A 14,726-nucleotide genomic window follows, 5' to 3' on the forward strand; every position below is an offset into this window, starting at 1 on the left:
CCATGTCGAACTTAGCGACCACTGCTGGACACGCTCATGGTCACGACCATGAGCATGAGGAACACCACGACGCGGGCGAGACAACCATTTTTGGTTTCTGGCTCTACCTGATGACCGACTGCATCTTGTTTGCATCGATCTTCGCGGTATACGCGGTATTGGTAAACAACGTTGCAGGTGGCCCGTCGGGCCACGACATCTTCGAACTGCCGTACGTACTGGGTGAAACTGCCCTGCTGCTGTTCAGTTCGATCACCTACGGCTTCGCCATGCTGGCGTTGTTCAAGGGCAAGAAACAGCAGGTGCTGTTCTGGCTGGCCATGACCTTCCTGCTCGGTGCAGGCTTCATCGCCATGGAAATCAACGAGTTCCACCTGTTGATCTCCGAGGGCTACGGCCCTAGCCGTTCGGGCTTCCTGTCTGGCTTCTTCACCCTGGTCGGTACCCACGGTCTGCACGTGACCAGCGGTCTGATCTGGATGGCGATCATGATGTACCAGGTGCAGAAAAACGGCCTGACCTCGACCAACAAGACCCGCCTGAGCTGCCTGAGCCTGTTCTGGCACTTCCTGGACGTGGTGTGGATCTGCGTATTCACCGTTGTTTACCTGATGGGGACTTTGTAATGGCTAACGCACATTCCGACGGCGCCAACCACGGCAGCGTGAAGTCCTACGCGATCGGCTTCATCCTGTCGGTGATCCTGACCGTTATTCCGTTCGGGCTGGTGATGTACCCATCGCTGCCCAAATTCACCACCCTGGCGATCGTACTGTTGTTCGCCGTGGTGCAAGTGGTTGTTCACCTGGTGTACTTCCTGCACCTGGACCGTTCGCCTGCACAACGCAACAACGTCACCGCGCTGGTATTTGCTGCGCTGGTAATTGTGCTGCTGGTGGGCTTGTCCCTGTGGATCATGTTCAGCATCCACACTGAAATGATGGCGAAGTGAGGTAAGACCCGATGTCCTTCAAGCACTTTATCCAAATCACCAAACCGGGGATCATTTTCGGTAACGTGCTTTCTGTGGCAGGCGGGTTCTTCCTGGCCTCGAAGGGGCATTTCGATCTTGCCCTGTTCCTGGCTGCGGTAATCGGCACCTCCCTGGTGGTAGCGTCCGGTTGTGTGTTCAACAACTGCATCGACCGCGACATTGACATCAAGATGGACCGCACCAAGAACCGCGTACTGGTTCAAGGCCTGATCTCCCTCAAGGTGGCGCTGGTTTACGCCACCCTGCTGGGGGGCGCCGGCCTGTACCTGTTGTATCGCGTAGCCAACCCGCTGGCGGCTCTGTTCGCCGCGATCGGTTTCGTGATCTACGTCGGTCTGTACAGCCTGTACTTCAAGCGCAAGTCGGTTCACGGCACGCTTATCGGCAGTCTGTCGGGTGCAATGCCTCCGGTCATCGGCTATGTAGCTGTGAGCAACAGCTTCGACATGGCTGCAATGACCTTGCTGGTGATGTTCAGCCTGTGGCAGATGCCGCATTCCTACGCCATCGCGATCTTCCGCTTCAACGATTACCTGGCTGCATCGATTCCGGTGTTGCCAGTGAAGCGCGGGATCAAGGTTGCCAAGAAGCACATCCTGCTCTACATCCTCGCGTTTCTGATCGCGACCCTGATGCTCACCCTCGGCGGTTACGCCGGCATGAGCTACATGGCCGTGGCTGCTGCGATGGGCATGTACTGGCTGTACATGGCGTGGACGGGCTACAAGGCCGTCGACGACAAGGTCTGGGCACGCAAGCTGTTCGTGTTCTCGATCTTCACCATCACCGCGCTGAGCGTCATGATGTCCCTGGATTTCAAAGCGCCTGCCGAGTTGTTACTGACTTACGCGCACTGATCTGTCCAGAGTGAAAAACCCCGCCTTCGAAAGAAGAGCGGGGTTTTTTTATGCGGAAATTCACGTGTGCAAATTGGCTCAGGGGGGGGCTACACACCGGAAATGTTTGGTGGTTGGTTTGTTTTTTTGCTGTTTTCCTACTGATTGCAAAGTCTAGGCCTACATTATTTGTTTTTTTCTGATGCTCAAATACAACGGCTAAATTGAGTTTGTAAATTTGTTCAAAAACTAAATGATCAGGTGCCTATAATGCTTTCAGCTAGTTTTAAAAAAACTATTGCAGTACTTGCTCTCGGGTGTGCGTCTGTGGGGGCCGTATCTTCTGTTCAAGCCGGGAATAAAATGTCCCAGGAACAGCTTCAGAAACTGTTAACCCAGGAATACATTAAAAAAGCTGAGGAGCGAGCGCGTCTTCAAAAACAAGCCCAACTCAGAAATGAAGAGGCACGAAAAAAAGCGGCCGCCGTACATGCAAAAAATGATGCCATCGGCGAACAAATCCGAAAGCAACTGGCCGCAGATAAAGTACAAAAAGCAGCAGATAAGGCCGCAAAATTAGCAGCACGCAGAGCCGAAACGCTAAAGAGTGCAAAACAAAGCCATGCAGCCAGAAAAGCATCGCAGGTGCCTGTAGGGCCAGCGGTACAGAGCGCATTGGCATTGAGTTGCAGTGCGTCGGGTGTGACTGCGCAAATTGAAGGCGTAAGCTCTATTACTCCGCTTGTTAGCGGGAAGCATACCGTTGTGCAGGTTACAAAATACAAAATCACCCCTGTGGACCGTTCACGTTTTTATGGGAGCGTCTCCGCATCATTTTTTATTACCGGCGAGCAGCTTACTGGGGCGAAGATTTTTAAGATGAGTGATAGCTGGACCCCAGCCAATATTGTACTGCGTACCTATGCACCAGCACCTGAGTTTAGTGTCAACTTATCAGCGAATGGTAAAGTGCAAAAATTTTCCTGCGTTCTGCGTAAGAAATTCTAAGGTTACCAGCGTATAAAATCCGCGGAGGCGTACATAGAGATGCCAGGGTGGTGTTTTGAGCGTGGTTGCACTGCGTGGGGCTGCAGTATTTAAAAAAATAATGAAATACTAGGTCGGCCTTTTTATTCTTTGATTTGTTTGTTCGACTGTTGCGGCGATTGGAACTCAGTTTTAGTTCTGGCTGTTGTTCGGGTTGAGTCAGGAAGACAGTCCGCCCTGATATGGGCTTTCGCTCGATTGTCAGGGAAAAAACGTCATGCTTTTCGGCGCCTGAACACTGAGCTCTGATAATGCGGTACGACCCTTGTGAGTATATAGATGCGATGGCTCGAAAGCTGGCAGCCGAGCTGTTTCTGGTCACTCTGAACCGGCTCGCTTAAAGTTAGCATAAGCGGGTACAAGTTCTATATGTTCTGGGGGCGTATTTTATTGAGCTGGTCGCGTGGTCTTTACCTACATATTGTGAGGCGAGCCCCTACATTTTCTAGTGTCGGCCAGTGATTAAATGTGTTTGCTGGTTAGGCGGTTTTAATTGTAGTGGGCTCAAAGTTTTAAAATTCAGAGATTTTCTATGCCTTCATTTTTATGTGAGCAGCCAACTGTTCTTTGTTCTTCTGGTCGTTTGTCAGTCCCAGCTATTTATGTTTGTGCATGGGTCGAATACAGGTCTGACGGGCAGGGGGGGGCGGTGTTGTCATGAGCAGCCCGGCATGCATTTCAATGAAGGGGGTCAGCAAGAGTTATGCGTGCCAAGGGGGAGGGAGCCCGGTCATAAGCCACGTTGATTTTCATATCGCGGTCGCAGACTCCTGCGCCATTATTGGTCCGTCCGGATCCGGTAAAAGTACATTGTTGAATATAATCGGCCTGCTGGACTTTGCCGACGCGGGTGAGTACCTGTTTATGGGACGCCCTGTCACAAAAAAACAGAGTGACGAGTTGGCAGCCCTGAGAAAGAAGAACATCGGATTTGTCTTTCAGAATTTCAATTTGATCCCCCGTTTAAATGTTGTCGAAAATGTAGCCTTGCCGCTTCGCTATCACGGGGTTGACCGCGGGCAATCTCTGGAACGGGCGATGCTGATGTTGCAACGGGTCGGGATGGCTCATCGCGCAGGCTACAAGCCTGCCGATCTGTCGGGAGGGCAAAAGCAACGCGTCGCTATTGCCCGGGCTCTGGTGGGGCAGCCATCCCTGATACTGGCTGACGAGCCGACCGGCAGCCTGGATGGCCAGACGGCCAGTGAAATTCTCGAGCTGTTGCTGTCGATCCAGAAAGAACAAGGCGTCACATTATTGATTGTTACCCACGACCCACTGGTTGCAGGCCTTATGCGCAGGCAAGTCCGTGTATGTAACGGGCGGGTTGAGGAGGCGGGCAAGTGCTAGCCCTGATGACTTTCCTGCCTCCATCACTGCTGCAAGTGGGCGCAGATGCAGCAGACAGTTTTCGCACGCTGGGCAAGCGCTCGATTCTCGCCTTGTTAGGCATCGTGATAGGTAGCGCCTCGATTATCGCAGTCATCAATATCGGGCATAACGCACGGCAGGAGGTCGCAAGTGTCTTCCACAACATGGGCGTCGATACATTTGCGGTGAGTTTCTCTGTCAAGCAAGGGCGGCAAGCGTCACCTCTCTCTATCGAGGCTGCAACATTCAGGAAGTTGGTCCTGGAAGGTCTGTTGATCGCTCCTGCAGCGATAGTGCCTGCCCAGGCCGGATTTAACCACCGGACTATCAATATCCGCCTGGTAGGAACCGAGCCTTCCCTGTTAGACGTGATGAAACTGTCGTTAGCGTATGGGCGGTTTTTGCATCCCTTTGATCAGGACGAAAATGTGGTTGTGCTTGGTCACGATATCGCAACCTCACTGAGCAGCGATGGAACTCTGATCAAGACCGGTGACTGGCTCAAAATCAATAACTACCTGTTTAGGGTTATCGGTGTATTGCAATCTCGAACGCACTCACTGATCAGTCCGGTCTCCGCCGATCTTTCAGTTTTTGTACCGTTGCAGGCCATGAATCGTGTGGCAAGCGAGGCCAGAATAGATGATTTGGTTGCGCGTATCCCCCTTCACAAAAAAAGTGAAAACGTAGCCTCGACCTTCGGTGAAATGCTGACCCGTACTTTCAAGTCCCGAGACATTGAGGTGGTTACACCTGTGCAAATGATCGAGGGGATGAATAGCCAGAATCGCACTTTCCATTACCTCTTGATGGCCTTGGGGGTCATCACGCTGGTAGGCGGCGGAGTGGCGGTGATGAACGTTATGTATATGAACGTTTCTGAGCGCCGTAGTGAAATAGGTTTACGTATGGCAATGGGTGCCCGCCGTCAGGACATTCGCAATTTGTTTCTGATCGAAGCCGCTGCGCTTAGCGTTTTAGGGGCTGTGTTGGGCGCTGGGCTGGGCATGGCACTGGCTTACATTTATGCCCAAGTATCGGGTTGGGCGTTCGCCATGGCATTCAGCGCCATCCCCTTGGGCGTCACAAGCACGGTTTTGGTCGGCGTGTTCTTTGGTTTGAAACCTGCCATTACGGCTTCTCGCCTGACTCCGGTGGAGGCCCTGCGTGATTATTAAAACAGGACTGATTCTGGCCGTGGTGTGCGGTGTGGCGATGCAATCCTTGGTGGCATCTGCGCAAACAGACGTGCCGGCCCCTAATGCTCCCCCCACAGCCTTGATGAGTCAGCACTCGATTGATTTGTCGTTGGTCGAAGCAGTGTCTCTGGGCTTGCGCCGCAACTACAACATACGCAGCCTTAAACTTCAGCGCGTGCGAGAGAAGTTCGACTTGTTTGTCGCTGATGACATGTTTAACCCCAAGCTCAAGCTCATTGGCACTCACAAACTTTCCAAAGGGAGCGTGGACAGCAGTCGTGCAACAGGTATTGGGCCTTCGGTGAGCCTGCTGGGTGAGTATGGGAGCAACGTGGAATTGAGCTGGAACCAGGAGTTCAATGCCACGAGAAACTCGGGTGATTTGAGCAGTAATGGCCTCGCGTTGACCTTGACTCAACCCTTGCTTCGGGGGGCGGGTAAAAACGTCACAACTGCGCCCTTGCGCTTGGCGAAATTGGCTGAGCAAGTCAACCAGCTTAATTTGAAAGCCAGTGTGTCCCAAACCATTTACGAAATCATTGCGGCTTATCGCGTACTGCTTAAAACCCAGAATCAGGTGACGATCGCCACGCAGGCGCTGGAGCGGGCAGTCGCTTTGCTCAAGGTCAACAAGCAACTGATCACAGCAGGACGAGTAGCCGAGTTTGATGTTGTGCAGATCGAGGCGGATATCGCGAGTCAGGAGCTGGCGGTGGAAGATGCAAAGAATCAGTTGGAGGCGAGCCGCTTGTTGCTGCTCAAGCTTTTGGCGCTTGACCTATCAACGCCCGTGCGCGCCAGTGACAGCTTGCGAGTGACCCGGCTTGAACTGGATCAGGCGACGGCATTTAAAGTGGCACAGGCCAAGCAACCCCAGTACTTGAGCACGATTGTGCAGAGCGAACAGGCCTCGATCAACCTGCTGCTTGCCAAAGACAAGGTCCGTTGGGATTTTTCTTTGGTGGCGGGTGCCTCTCAGCAGCGCGATCAACACAGCCTCAACGGTTCTGCCAGGGCCTGGGACACTTACGCGGGGCTCAAACTGGAAATTCCCATCAATGATCTCAGTACTCGCCAGGGCAAGGTCCATGCCCAGACAGCGTTGGAACAACAGCAATTGCTGCTGGAGGAGGCTCGGGTTGATTTGCAGCGCCAGACTACTGACGCAGTACGTAGCCTGAATACCCAGTGGCGTCAGCTTGAAATTTCCCAGCGGGTGATGGACCTGTCCAGGCGCAAGCTGGCGATAGAGAACGACAAATTGAACGCAGGCCGATCCAGCAACTTTCAGATCATCAGTTTTGAGTCAGACCTGCGGGCCGCTGAGGAAGCGAACTTGAGCGCAAAAATTTCATATCTGGATGCCAGGTCCCAGTTGGATGTGCTGTTGGGCGTAATGTTGGAGAGTTGGGAGATCTCACTTGAGAGTTTTTGACAGAATCCAGGCTTCGAAGAGGCGTTGGAAATTTCTCGCAGCGGGAGTGCTGGTATTGAGCTTGATACTGGTATTTATCGTACCCGAAGCCCCGCACGGCACTGACTCCTGGGTAGCGGTTAACAGTCGGAACCTGGAGCATGAAATCGGGCTGGTGGGTAAAGTTGAGCCGGTTGAGACAGCCATTCTCACGGCGCCTTTTGAAGGTTTTGCCTTGGACAACAATTTGAGTCCAGGTATGTATGTTGAAGAGGGGCAGGCTCTGTTGACCCTCGATACCAGGTTGCAGGAAGTCAAAGTAAGGGACGCTTTGGCCAGCAAGTTGAAAGCGCAGCAGACTGCTGCAGCGTTTCGCGTTTGGGATACGGGCTCGGGAGTGAGGCAAGCCAGGCAGGCGCTAAGACTGGCCGAGGTGGCCATGCAGAGGCTTGACCTTGAGCTTGCCCAGGTCAAGACGCTTTATCAGAGCGGCATTGTATCTCGCAACGAGCGAGATACCTTGAAGCAACAACGTGACCAACAATTGCTTGAGGTGACCTCAGCCAAAGCACAGCTCAAAGACATGCTGGCTGTTGGCAAGGGCGAGGGCAAAGTCATAGCTGATATGGAATACCAGAATGCATCCATTGCTCATGAGCGGCTAAACACGATGCTGGAGCAAAAGACGATCCATGCCCCGTTTCCGGGAGTAGTGCTATCCATTGGCGCACCCCAATCGTCAGGGGGCGAGCCGGGGTCTCTTCACAAAGGAGCGTCTTTGGCCCAAGGCCAACAAATACTCAAGTTGGCCAACATATCTGGGCTTAAGGTCGTCACCCAGGTGTTGGAGTCAGACGTCAACAAGTTCTCCCTGAATCAGCCAGTAGCGATCCATGGGGAGGGTTTTTCGGTGCCGAATTTAAACGGTTATGTAAGCGCCATCAGCCAGTTGGCTGTGCCGGATGATAGCAGCAGCTCAGCAAGATTCCCGATCACGATCACCGTCAATGATCCCGAGGATGGTGACCTGAAAAAGGTGAGGCTAGGTATGAGTGCGCACATGACGATCGTGACCTATAGCAATGAAAACAGCTTGGTCATTCCTCACGGTGCAGTTGAGAAGGAAGGGGACGCCTACGTCATACAGTATCGCGAGCGTCTAGACGCACCCGTGGTGCGGCGTGAGGTTACGATCGGCCAATCGACTGTCGAAGGGGTTGAGGTATTCGGTCTGGACCCTGGATTTGTTCGTGTGAAAGCAGACCCTCGGTAACTATTTACATCAGGCTTTTTGAGCGCTAAATATCTGTGGTAACCGGGCTTGCCCGCGATGGCCCCGCCGCAGTCGACCAGATGAGTCGAGTCGCCGGCATCGCAAGCAAGTCTGCCCCCACCAACAGAATTACGCAGTCTGCAGCTTGTTCGTCGGCAACACCGGCAGTACATTGGCAAGACCGGCTGCGATCCCGTACGGCCGCAATACGCTGATCAATAACCCGCTCGCCAGCAGATACCCCCCGGAACAGATGACCAGCGACCAGCGCAGGGCATTGATGCCCATTAGCGGGGTCAGGTGATCACTCAGCACACCCACGGCCAATGGGCCGAAACCTGCACCGATGGCCATGATCCCGAAGTTGTAGAGGGCGATCATGGTTGCGCGGCGCTCAGGCGCCACCAGTTGGGCAATGGCGGTGTAGCTCGGTGCCATCCACCACATGCCGAACACCGACATGCCAAACATGAACACCGTTGCCTGGGGCACTTGCAGCGCACCCAGCGTCCAGGGATGACCGGCCGGGTACAGCGCGAAGGCAATCGACATCGGCAAGGCCAGCAGTGCCCCGACGATCGGCACGCCCAATTGCCAGCGGCTGTCGCGTTGGGCCAGGCAGGCGCTCAACCAGCCGCTGGACAGAGAGCCGATAATGGCCCCCGGCCCGGCCGCCAGGCCCATGATGATGCCTGCGTCCTTGAGCGTCAGCCCGTGGCTGCGTACCAGAAATGCAGTGCTCCAGATACTGAACGCATAACTGGCAAACGCCAGCAGCGCCCCGGCCAGGGCAATACGTACAAAGGTTTTCGACGCCCAGGCCACGCGCATCACTTGCATCACGCTTTCATGGGGCACGGCTGGGCGCGACTCACGGGCTTTCTCCCATAAGCCGCGCAATGGTTCGGCAGCCGTAAACCGCAGCAATACAGCGGCAGCGATACCAGGCAGCGCCATCCAGATAAAGGCTTCGCGCCAGCCGTGGTAGTACGCGATATAGGCGCCCAGGCTCATGCCCAGCAAGGCGCCGATGGGCGCTCCGAGCATAAATACGCTGATGGCCTTGGAGCGCTGATGGGGCGGGTAGAGGTCGGCGATCATCGACATCGATGCTGCGCCGCTGCCCGACTCGCCCACTGCCACGCCTATGCGTGCCAGGGCCAGGGTCCAGAAGTTACTGGCAAAGCCGCAAAGCATGGCCATCACGCTCCAGAACGCACAGCACCAGCCGATCAGGTTGCGCCGATGGCCACGGTCGGCAAAGCGCCCCAACGGGATCGCAAACAGGCAGTAGACCAGAGCAAAGGCCAGACCTGTAAGCAGGCCGATCTGGGTATCGGAAACGTGAAATTCGGCCTTGATCGGTTCAATCACAACGCCCGTGACCTGACGGTCGATCAGGCTGACCGCCGAAATCAGGAACAACACAAACAAGGTGTAATGACGGCGAAATCCGGAGATTTGGTTATTCATCATTTCAATCCCATCGAGCAGTGTTCATCGGTTGAGTGGCTTACAGCGGTGCGCGTCGATCAGCCCAGGGGCTTGCCTGTTCGAGTTGCCCGGCCAATTGGAACAACAGGTCTTCGCGGCACCAGCCTGCACTGAACATCATGCCGATGGGCAAGCCGCTGCTGCTGGTGCCCAGCGGCACCGACATGGACGGCTGGCCACTGACATTGGCCAGTACGCTGTAGCCGATGCTGCCGATGATGCCCTGGATGTAGTGCGGGTAATCCTGATCCAGACTGGCCACTTTCAGTTCGGGAGTGATCTGCGAGGTGACCGGACTGAGCAGCAGGTCATAGTCGTCGAACAGGTGTTCCATGCGACTGCCGATCAATTCGAAACTGCGTCGGGCACGGTACAGGTTTTCGGCGGTGGCCGAAGTGGCATTGTTGACCAGATAACGGCTGACGGGCTCCAGCTCGTCAGCGTGCAACGGGCGGCCGAGGACGGTTTCGCGGTCACGCACGGCGGCCAGCAGTGCGGCTGCACCCACGGCGCCGTGAGCGCCGTATACCTGCTGCGGGTCGACGGGCAGGGTCACGGGGTCTACCCGATGTCCGAGGCCCAACAGCAGATCAACAGTAGTGTTCAAAACGCTGCGGATATCGGCGTCCAGTTCCAGGCCGGTCATGGCCTGATCGACCACGCCGATGCGCAACGAACCGGGGCTGCGTCGCACTGCCTCGCTGTAGCTTATGGCCTGTGGCGCGAGCCAGTAGGGACTGCCTTTTTCATGACCGTGACTGACGTCCAGCAACAGTGCCGAGTCGCGCACGCTGCGTGATACCACATGACCGCAACTGGCACCGAACCAGCCTTCGAAGGTGTCCGGGCCCTGAGGGGTGCGATAGCGCGTGGGCTTGAGGCCAAACAGGCCGCAATACGACGCCGGGATGCGAATCGAGCCGCCGCCGTCGGTGGCGTGGGCCACGGGCACGATGCCTGCGGCCACGGCTGCCGCCGCACCGCCGGATGAGCCGCCTGCGCTGTGAGCCAGACTCCAAGGGTTGCGTGTCTGGCCCCACAGTGAGGATTCGGTGGTGGTGGTCAGGCCGTACTCGGGGCTGGTGGTCTTGCCGAAGATCAGCATCCCGGCGGCCTCGTAGCGCTGCACGATGGTGCTGTTGCGCGTTGCCGGCGGCGTGTCGGCCAGCATTCTTGAGCCGTTGGTAGTCAGGGTGCCAGTCAGGTAAGTGTTCAAGTCCTTGAGCAGCATCGGCACCCCGGCCAATGCTCCCAGCAGCTCGCTGCCGGCGTGGTGACGGGCCCTGAGCACGCTGTTGGCATGCTCGTCGTGGCGCATGTTGACCGCATTGACCAGCGGGTTTACCGCATCGCAGCGCGCCTGGGCGGCGCTGAGCAGCATCCGGGGGGTCAGTTCGCCGGTTTTGACCGCAGCGGCCATGGCTGTGGCGTCCAGCGCCAGATAGTCGCCGGTGGACAGTTGATAACGTTCATCGCTCATGTTCTACGACCTCGCATTAGCACCTGGGCCTGCGCTGCAAAGGACCAGGTGACGGGTATATACGGCTGGGGGCTGGCGCTTTAAAACAGGAAGTTCAGCGATTCCTGGAGCAACAGGGCATCGGAATGGATCGGCGTGAATACCGGGTTCTTGGTGTAGGTCAGACCGCTGATCAAATACACGCCGGGGATCAGGCGGGCCGCATAGGAAGCGGTTACCGCCAGGGTGTAGGGCGCCGCTTCCATGCCATAGCTCCTGGTCACGTCGCGCAGATCCTTGCTGTAGTAGCTCTTGGTCAGGCCCACGGCGGCCATGTCGGCAGGGCGGCTGGCGAACGGGCCGACATTGAAGGCACTGACCTGGAATGCCTTGTTGATGGCGTTGACCGAGTCAGGCGAGTAATCAAGTTTGCTGTCCAGATACCAGCCGCGGGCATCGCCGTAGGGCTTGGTCACCTGCACCGTCTCGGCCAGGTATACGCCGTAGTTGTTGTCCGACTTTTCACCGGTGGTGAACTCGGTGTAATGGCTGGTGTTGTACATGGCCCCTGCGCGCAGCCACATGGCGTTGGAACTGGCCGACGGCGCCTGCTTGTAGCCGAACTCATTGATCAGCATGGCGCGGGCATCCGGCACCTTGAGGCGCAATCCGCTGGGGTTGAGGTCGACATCCTTCTGGATGCCTTCGGGGCTGACGCTGCGGGTCAGCGCGGTGCTGTTGTAGAAGCGCAGCGACGGGTCACGCACGATCACGTTGACGGTTGGGGTCGGCTCGGTAGCCGACATGCCGACCTGAAATGGCACCACGCTGCTTGGGCCCAGGGCGGCGGTCGAGGCACTGCCCCCCAGCGCCATGCCATAGAACAGGCGCACGCCGGGTATGAAGCCGTATTCCAGTTCCAGCTGGTGATTGAAAAAGGACTGGTTGATGGCAAATACCGAGACGGTTTTGACCCGCGGGTTGGCCGGGGTATAGGTCGAGTCCACCCAGTTGCCGGCCAGTGTCAGCTGCGCGTCATTGGCAAAACCAACGCGGGTCAGATCGTAGGTCAGGTACAGGTTGAGCGACGTGTTGTAGCTGGGGTTCTGGCCGTTATACACCTGCTTTTTCGCGTTGTTGCCCAATACGTCATAGGTGTAACCGTTATACGAGGTGGCGGTAAAACCGATGCCATGCTCGGCCAGCTCCTTGCGCAGCCCCCACAGGTCCGGCTTGATCCGCGCGCAAATGGGCACGTTCTTGAAGGCCAGTTCGGCGCGGGTCAGCAGCTTTTCATACTGGGCACATTCGGGGGCAGCCGACGTGTCGGCTGCCAGCGCATGCTGGGTAAAAGCGAAGGCGGCAAGGCTGACGGCTAACGGATACTTTGCGTAAAACATAGTGAGAGTTTCCCATCCTTAACGTTTTGTTTTCAGGACGACGCCAAGTGCTTTGGTGGTCAGCAGTAGTACTGCATATCCGTGACCAGCGAATGGGGCCAGCGGGGACTATCGATAGGGCCAGGGGCTGGTAGTGCGACTACCGTGCGGGAGCCGGGGTTGTGGGAGCCGGGCTTGGCCGCGATGGGATCACTGCGGTTTGCCAGATGCACCGTGTTGCCTGCATCGCGAGCAAGCCCGCTCCCACAGGGAGAGATGGCACTGGGGTTGTGGGAGCCAGGCTTGGCCGCGATGGGGGCACTGCGGTTTGCCAGATGCACCGTGTTGCCTGCATCGCGGGCAAGCCCGCTCCCACAGGGATAGATGGCCCTGGGGTTGTGGGAGCCGGGCTTGGCCGCGATGGGATCACTGCGGTTTGCCAGATGCAGCGCGTTGCCTGCATCGCGAGCAAGCCCGCTCCCACAGGGATAGATGGCCCTGGGATTGTGGGAGCCGGGCTTGGCCGCGATGGGGGCACTGCGGTTTGCCAGATGCACCGTGTTGCCTGCATCGCGAGCAAGCCCGCTCCCACAGGGAGAGATGGCCCTGGGGTTGTGGGAGCCGGGCTTGGCCGCGATGGGGGCACTGCGGTGGGCCAGATGCAGCGCGTTGCCTGCATCGCGGGCAAGCCCGCTCCCACAGGGGCAACGCAGGCGCTGTTGTGGGGCAAATGGCTCAGCCGCGCACAACTGCAGGTCGTTTCGCGTGGGCGTTGATCACCAGTCCCAGCTCGCGAATGCCGGGGGCAATCAGCTCCTGGGCGATGGAGCCAAAGCCCAGGCGCAGGCAAGGCCGGGGCAGGGTGTCGGGCTCGACGCAAAACGCACTGCTCGGGTCAAACAGCACGCCCTTGGCCAACCCTGCGTAGTACAAGCTCAGCAAGTCGTGCTCGCCGGCCAGCTTGAGCCATAGCGTGGCGCCGCCGCTGGGCATGACAAACTCCGCATCCGGCAGCACTTCACGCAATGCGGTGGCCATCGCCCCGGCCCGCAGTTGCAGTTTTTCCCGGGCCTGTTGCAGCAACCGATCGTAGTGGCCTTGTTGAATAAACAGCGCGGCGGTGATCTGGTTGTTGCCCGGGATCTGGCGGATCATCAGCCGTTGCAGCTGGCGCAGTTGCTCGATCACCGGTGTCGGGGCAACGATGTAACCGATGCCCAGCCCCGGGGACAGCAACTTTGACAAACTGCTGAGGTAGATCACTCGCTCCGCCGGGTCGGTGGCCTTGAGCGCTGGCAGGGCGCGGCCGTCGTATTCGGTCTCGGGGTCATCATCGTCTTCGAAGATCACCTGATCGTGCATCTGCGCATGTTCAAGCAAGGCCTGGCGCCGGCCCAGGCTCATGGTCACACCGGTCGGGCACTGGTAGCCGGGTGTGCAATACAGATAGTCGCAGGCTGCCAGTGCCGGGGATATCTGCAATCCGTGTTCGTCGATGGGCAGCGAGACCATGTGCGCGCCATCGTGGGAAAAGGCATTGCGCGGATCGCGAAAGCCCGGTTCCTCGACCCCGACTACGCTGCCGGGGCGGGCAAACAGGCGCGCGAGCAGGTAAAAACTTTGCTGGCGGCCCAGGGTCAACAACACTTGATCATGGGTGGCGGCAATTCCGCGGCGCGGCAACACGCGGCGGATCAGTTGATCGATCAGCTGGCTGGCGCCGACGTTCTCGCCTTCCTGCCACCAACGATCCACGGCCTTCAATTCCAGTGCCTGACGGCTGCACTGGCGCCACTGGGTGAGCGGGAATTGCCGGGGATCGAACTGGCCGTAGATAAAGGGGTAGCGCACTTCGCGCCAGGTGGGCGGGCGGTCCATAAACGCCAGCGGGTTGCGCGCCAGGTGCATGCGCGAGGCCCAGTCAGGTGGTTGCGCAGCCTGTTCGGGCAGAGGCCGGGTGGTCTGTGTCGGAGTGATGGCGCCGCATACAAAAAAACCGTCACGGGGCCGCGAATCGACATAACCCTCGGCTACCAGGCGTTCGTAGACCAGTACTGCGGTATTGCGCGAAACCCCGGTCAGCATGGCCAGATCACGGCTCGATGGCAGCCGTGTACCGCCAGGCAAACGCCCGTCGAGCATGGCCGTGACAAACGCGGTGCACAGCTGCACCTGCAGCGGCTCATCGTGCCTGCGCACTTTGGGCAGCAACTGGCGCCACATCAAATCGTGCTGACTGGAGCGCATGGTCTATCCGGAA

Annotated in this window: 12 protein-coding genes; 8 read left to right on the forward strand and 4 right to left on the reverse strand. The window is 57.4% G+C overall.

Features of this window, described 5'->3' with window-relative positions; genetic code table 11:
* Nucleotides 1–2: 2 nt before the first annotated feature.
* The 8 genes from V6L81_RS07810 (at nt 3) to V6L81_RS07845 (ending at nt 8,134) form a co-directional block, all read left to right on the forward strand.
* Entirely contained in the window at nt 3–626 is a 624-nt protein-coding gene (locus V6L81_RS07810) for a cytochrome o ubiquinol oxidase subunit III (RefSeq protein ID WP_095001515.1), read from the forward strand.
* Nucleotides 626–952, forward strand: coding sequence for a cytochrome o ubiquinol oxidase subunit IV (cyoD, locus tag V6L81_RS07815; RefSeq protein WP_016779556.1), 327 nt, complete (start codon nt 626–628; stop codon nt 950–952). The genes V6L81_RS07810 and cyoD overlap by 1 nt, the downstream gene beginning before the upstream one ends.
* 11 nt (nt 953–963) lie before the next feature.
* The gene (gene cyoE, locus V6L81_RS07820; protein ID WP_095001514.1) at nt 964–1,851 is read left to right on the forward strand and encodes a heme o synthase; all 888 of its coding nucleotides are present in this window, start codon (nt 964–966) and stop codon (nt 1,849–1,851) included.
* Between the two features lie 249 nt (nt 1,852–2,100).
* On the forward strand, nt 2,101–2,838 hold the full coding sequence (locus tag V6L81_RS07825) for a hypothetical protein (RefSeq protein WP_296303189.1): 738 nt from the start codon (nt 2,101–2,103) through the stop codon (nt 2,836–2,838).
* A gap of 696 nt (nt 2,839–3,534) precedes the next feature.
* Complete coding sequence (locus V6L81_RS07830; protein ID WP_095018307.1) at nt 3,535–4,227, forward strand: ABC transporter ATP-binding protein; 693 nt, start codon at nt 3,535–3,537, stop codon at nt 4,225–4,227.
* A gap of 5 nt (nt 4,228–4,232) precedes the next feature.
* Nucleotides 4,233–5,426, forward strand: a complete 1,194-nt coding sequence (locus V6L81_RS07835; protein ID WP_095018367.1) for an ABC transporter permease — start codon at nt 4,233–4,235, stop codon at nt 5,424–5,426.
* A gap of 37 nt (nt 5,427–5,463) precedes the next feature.
* Nucleotides 5,464–6,882: a TolC family protein gene (locus V6L81_RS07840; protein WP_095025470.1), complete on the forward strand. Its 1,419-nt coding sequence runs from the start codon at nt 5,464–5,466 to the stop codon at nt 6,880–6,882.
* A 46-nt stretch (nt 6,883–6,928) separates the two neighbouring features.
* The gene (locus V6L81_RS07845; RefSeq protein WP_338660681.1) at nt 6,929–8,134 is read left to right on the forward strand and encodes an HlyD family efflux transporter periplasmic adaptor subunit; all 1,206 of its coding nucleotides are present in this window, start codon (nt 6,929–6,931) and stop codon (nt 8,132–8,134) included.
* A 129-nt stretch (nt 8,135–8,263) separates the two neighbouring features.
* Here V6L81_RS07845 and V6L81_RS07850 read toward each other — a convergent pair whose 3' ends face one another.
* The 4 genes from V6L81_RS07850 to V6L81_RS07865 all read right to left on the reverse strand — a co-directional run bounded on the left by V6L81_RS07850 (nt 8,264) and on the right by V6L81_RS07865 (nt 14,713).
* The gene (locus V6L81_RS07850) at nt 8,264–9,607 is read right to left on the reverse strand and encodes an MFS transporter (RefSeq protein WP_338660590.1); all 1,344 of its coding nucleotides are present in this window, start codon (nt 9,605–9,607) and stop codon (nt 8,264–8,266) included.
* Nucleotides 9,608–9,647: 40 nt separating this feature from the next.
* On the reverse strand, nt 9,648–11,108 hold the full coding sequence (locus V6L81_RS07855) for an amidase (RefSeq protein ID WP_138738124.1): 1,461 nt from the start codon (nt 11,106–11,108) through the stop codon (nt 9,648–9,650).
* An 80-nt stretch (nt 11,109–11,188) separates the two neighbouring features.
* Nucleotides 11,189–12,487 (reverse strand): carbohydrate porin, encoded by a 1,299-nt coding sequence (locus V6L81_RS07860; protein ID WP_095038583.1) that lies wholly within the window; start codon nt 12,485–12,487, stop codon nt 11,189–11,191.
* A gap of 714 nt (nt 12,488–13,201) precedes the next feature.
* Nucleotides 13,202–14,713 (reverse strand): PLP-dependent aminotransferase family protein, encoded by a 1,512-nt coding sequence (locus tag V6L81_RS07865; RefSeq protein ID WP_338660591.1) that lies wholly within the window; start codon nt 14,711–14,713, stop codon nt 13,202–13,204.
* Nucleotides 14,714–14,726: the final 13 nt, after the last annotated feature.

It is taken from the genome of Pseudomonas bubulae (genome assembly GCF_037023725.1).
GTDB lineage: Bacteria > Pseudomonadota > Gammaproteobacteria > Pseudomonadales > Pseudomonadaceae > Aquipseudomonas > Aquipseudomonas bubulae.

Coding starts and splice junctions, on each gene's coding strand:
- V6L81_RS07810 (WP_095001515.1), top strand. CDS start 3: ATGTCGAACTTAGCGACCACTGCTGGACACGCTCATGGTCACGACCAT.
- cyoD (WP_016779556.1), top strand. CDS start 626: ATGGCTAACGCACATTCCGACGGCGCCAACCACGGCAGCGTGAAGTCC.
- cyoE (WP_095001514.1), top strand. CDS start 964: ATGTCCTTCAAGCACTTTATCCAAATCACCAAACCGGGGATCATTTTC.
- V6L81_RS07825 (WP_296303189.1), top strand. CDS start 2,101: ATGCTTTCAGCTAGTTTTAAAAAAACTATTGCAGTACTTGCTCTCGGG.
- V6L81_RS07830 (WP_095018307.1), top strand. CDS start 3,535: ATGAGCAGCCCGGCATGCATTTCAATGAAGGGGGTCAGCAAGAGTTAT.
- V6L81_RS07835 (WP_095018367.1), top strand. CDS start 4,233: ATGACTTTCCTGCCTCCATCACTGCTGCAAGTGGGCGCAGATGCAGCA.
- V6L81_RS07840 (WP_095025470.1), top strand. CDS start 5,464: ATGCAATCCTTGGTGGCATCTGCGCAAACAGACGTGCCGGCCCCTAAT.
- V6L81_RS07850 (WP_338660590.1), bottom strand. CDS start 9,607: ATGAATAACCAAATCTCCGGATTTCGCCGTCATTACACCTTGTTTGTG.
- V6L81_RS07855 (WP_138738124.1), bottom strand. CDS start 11,108: ATGAGCGATGAACGTTATCAACTGTCCACCGGCGACTATCTGGCGCTG.
- V6L81_RS07860 (WP_095038583.1), bottom strand. CDS start 12,487: ATGTTTTACGCAAAGTATCCGTTAGCCGTCAGCCTTGCCGCCTTCGCT.
- V6L81_RS07865 (WP_338660591.1), bottom strand. CDS start 14,713: ATGCGCTCCAGTCAGCACGATTTGATGTGGCGCCAGTTGCTGCCCAAA.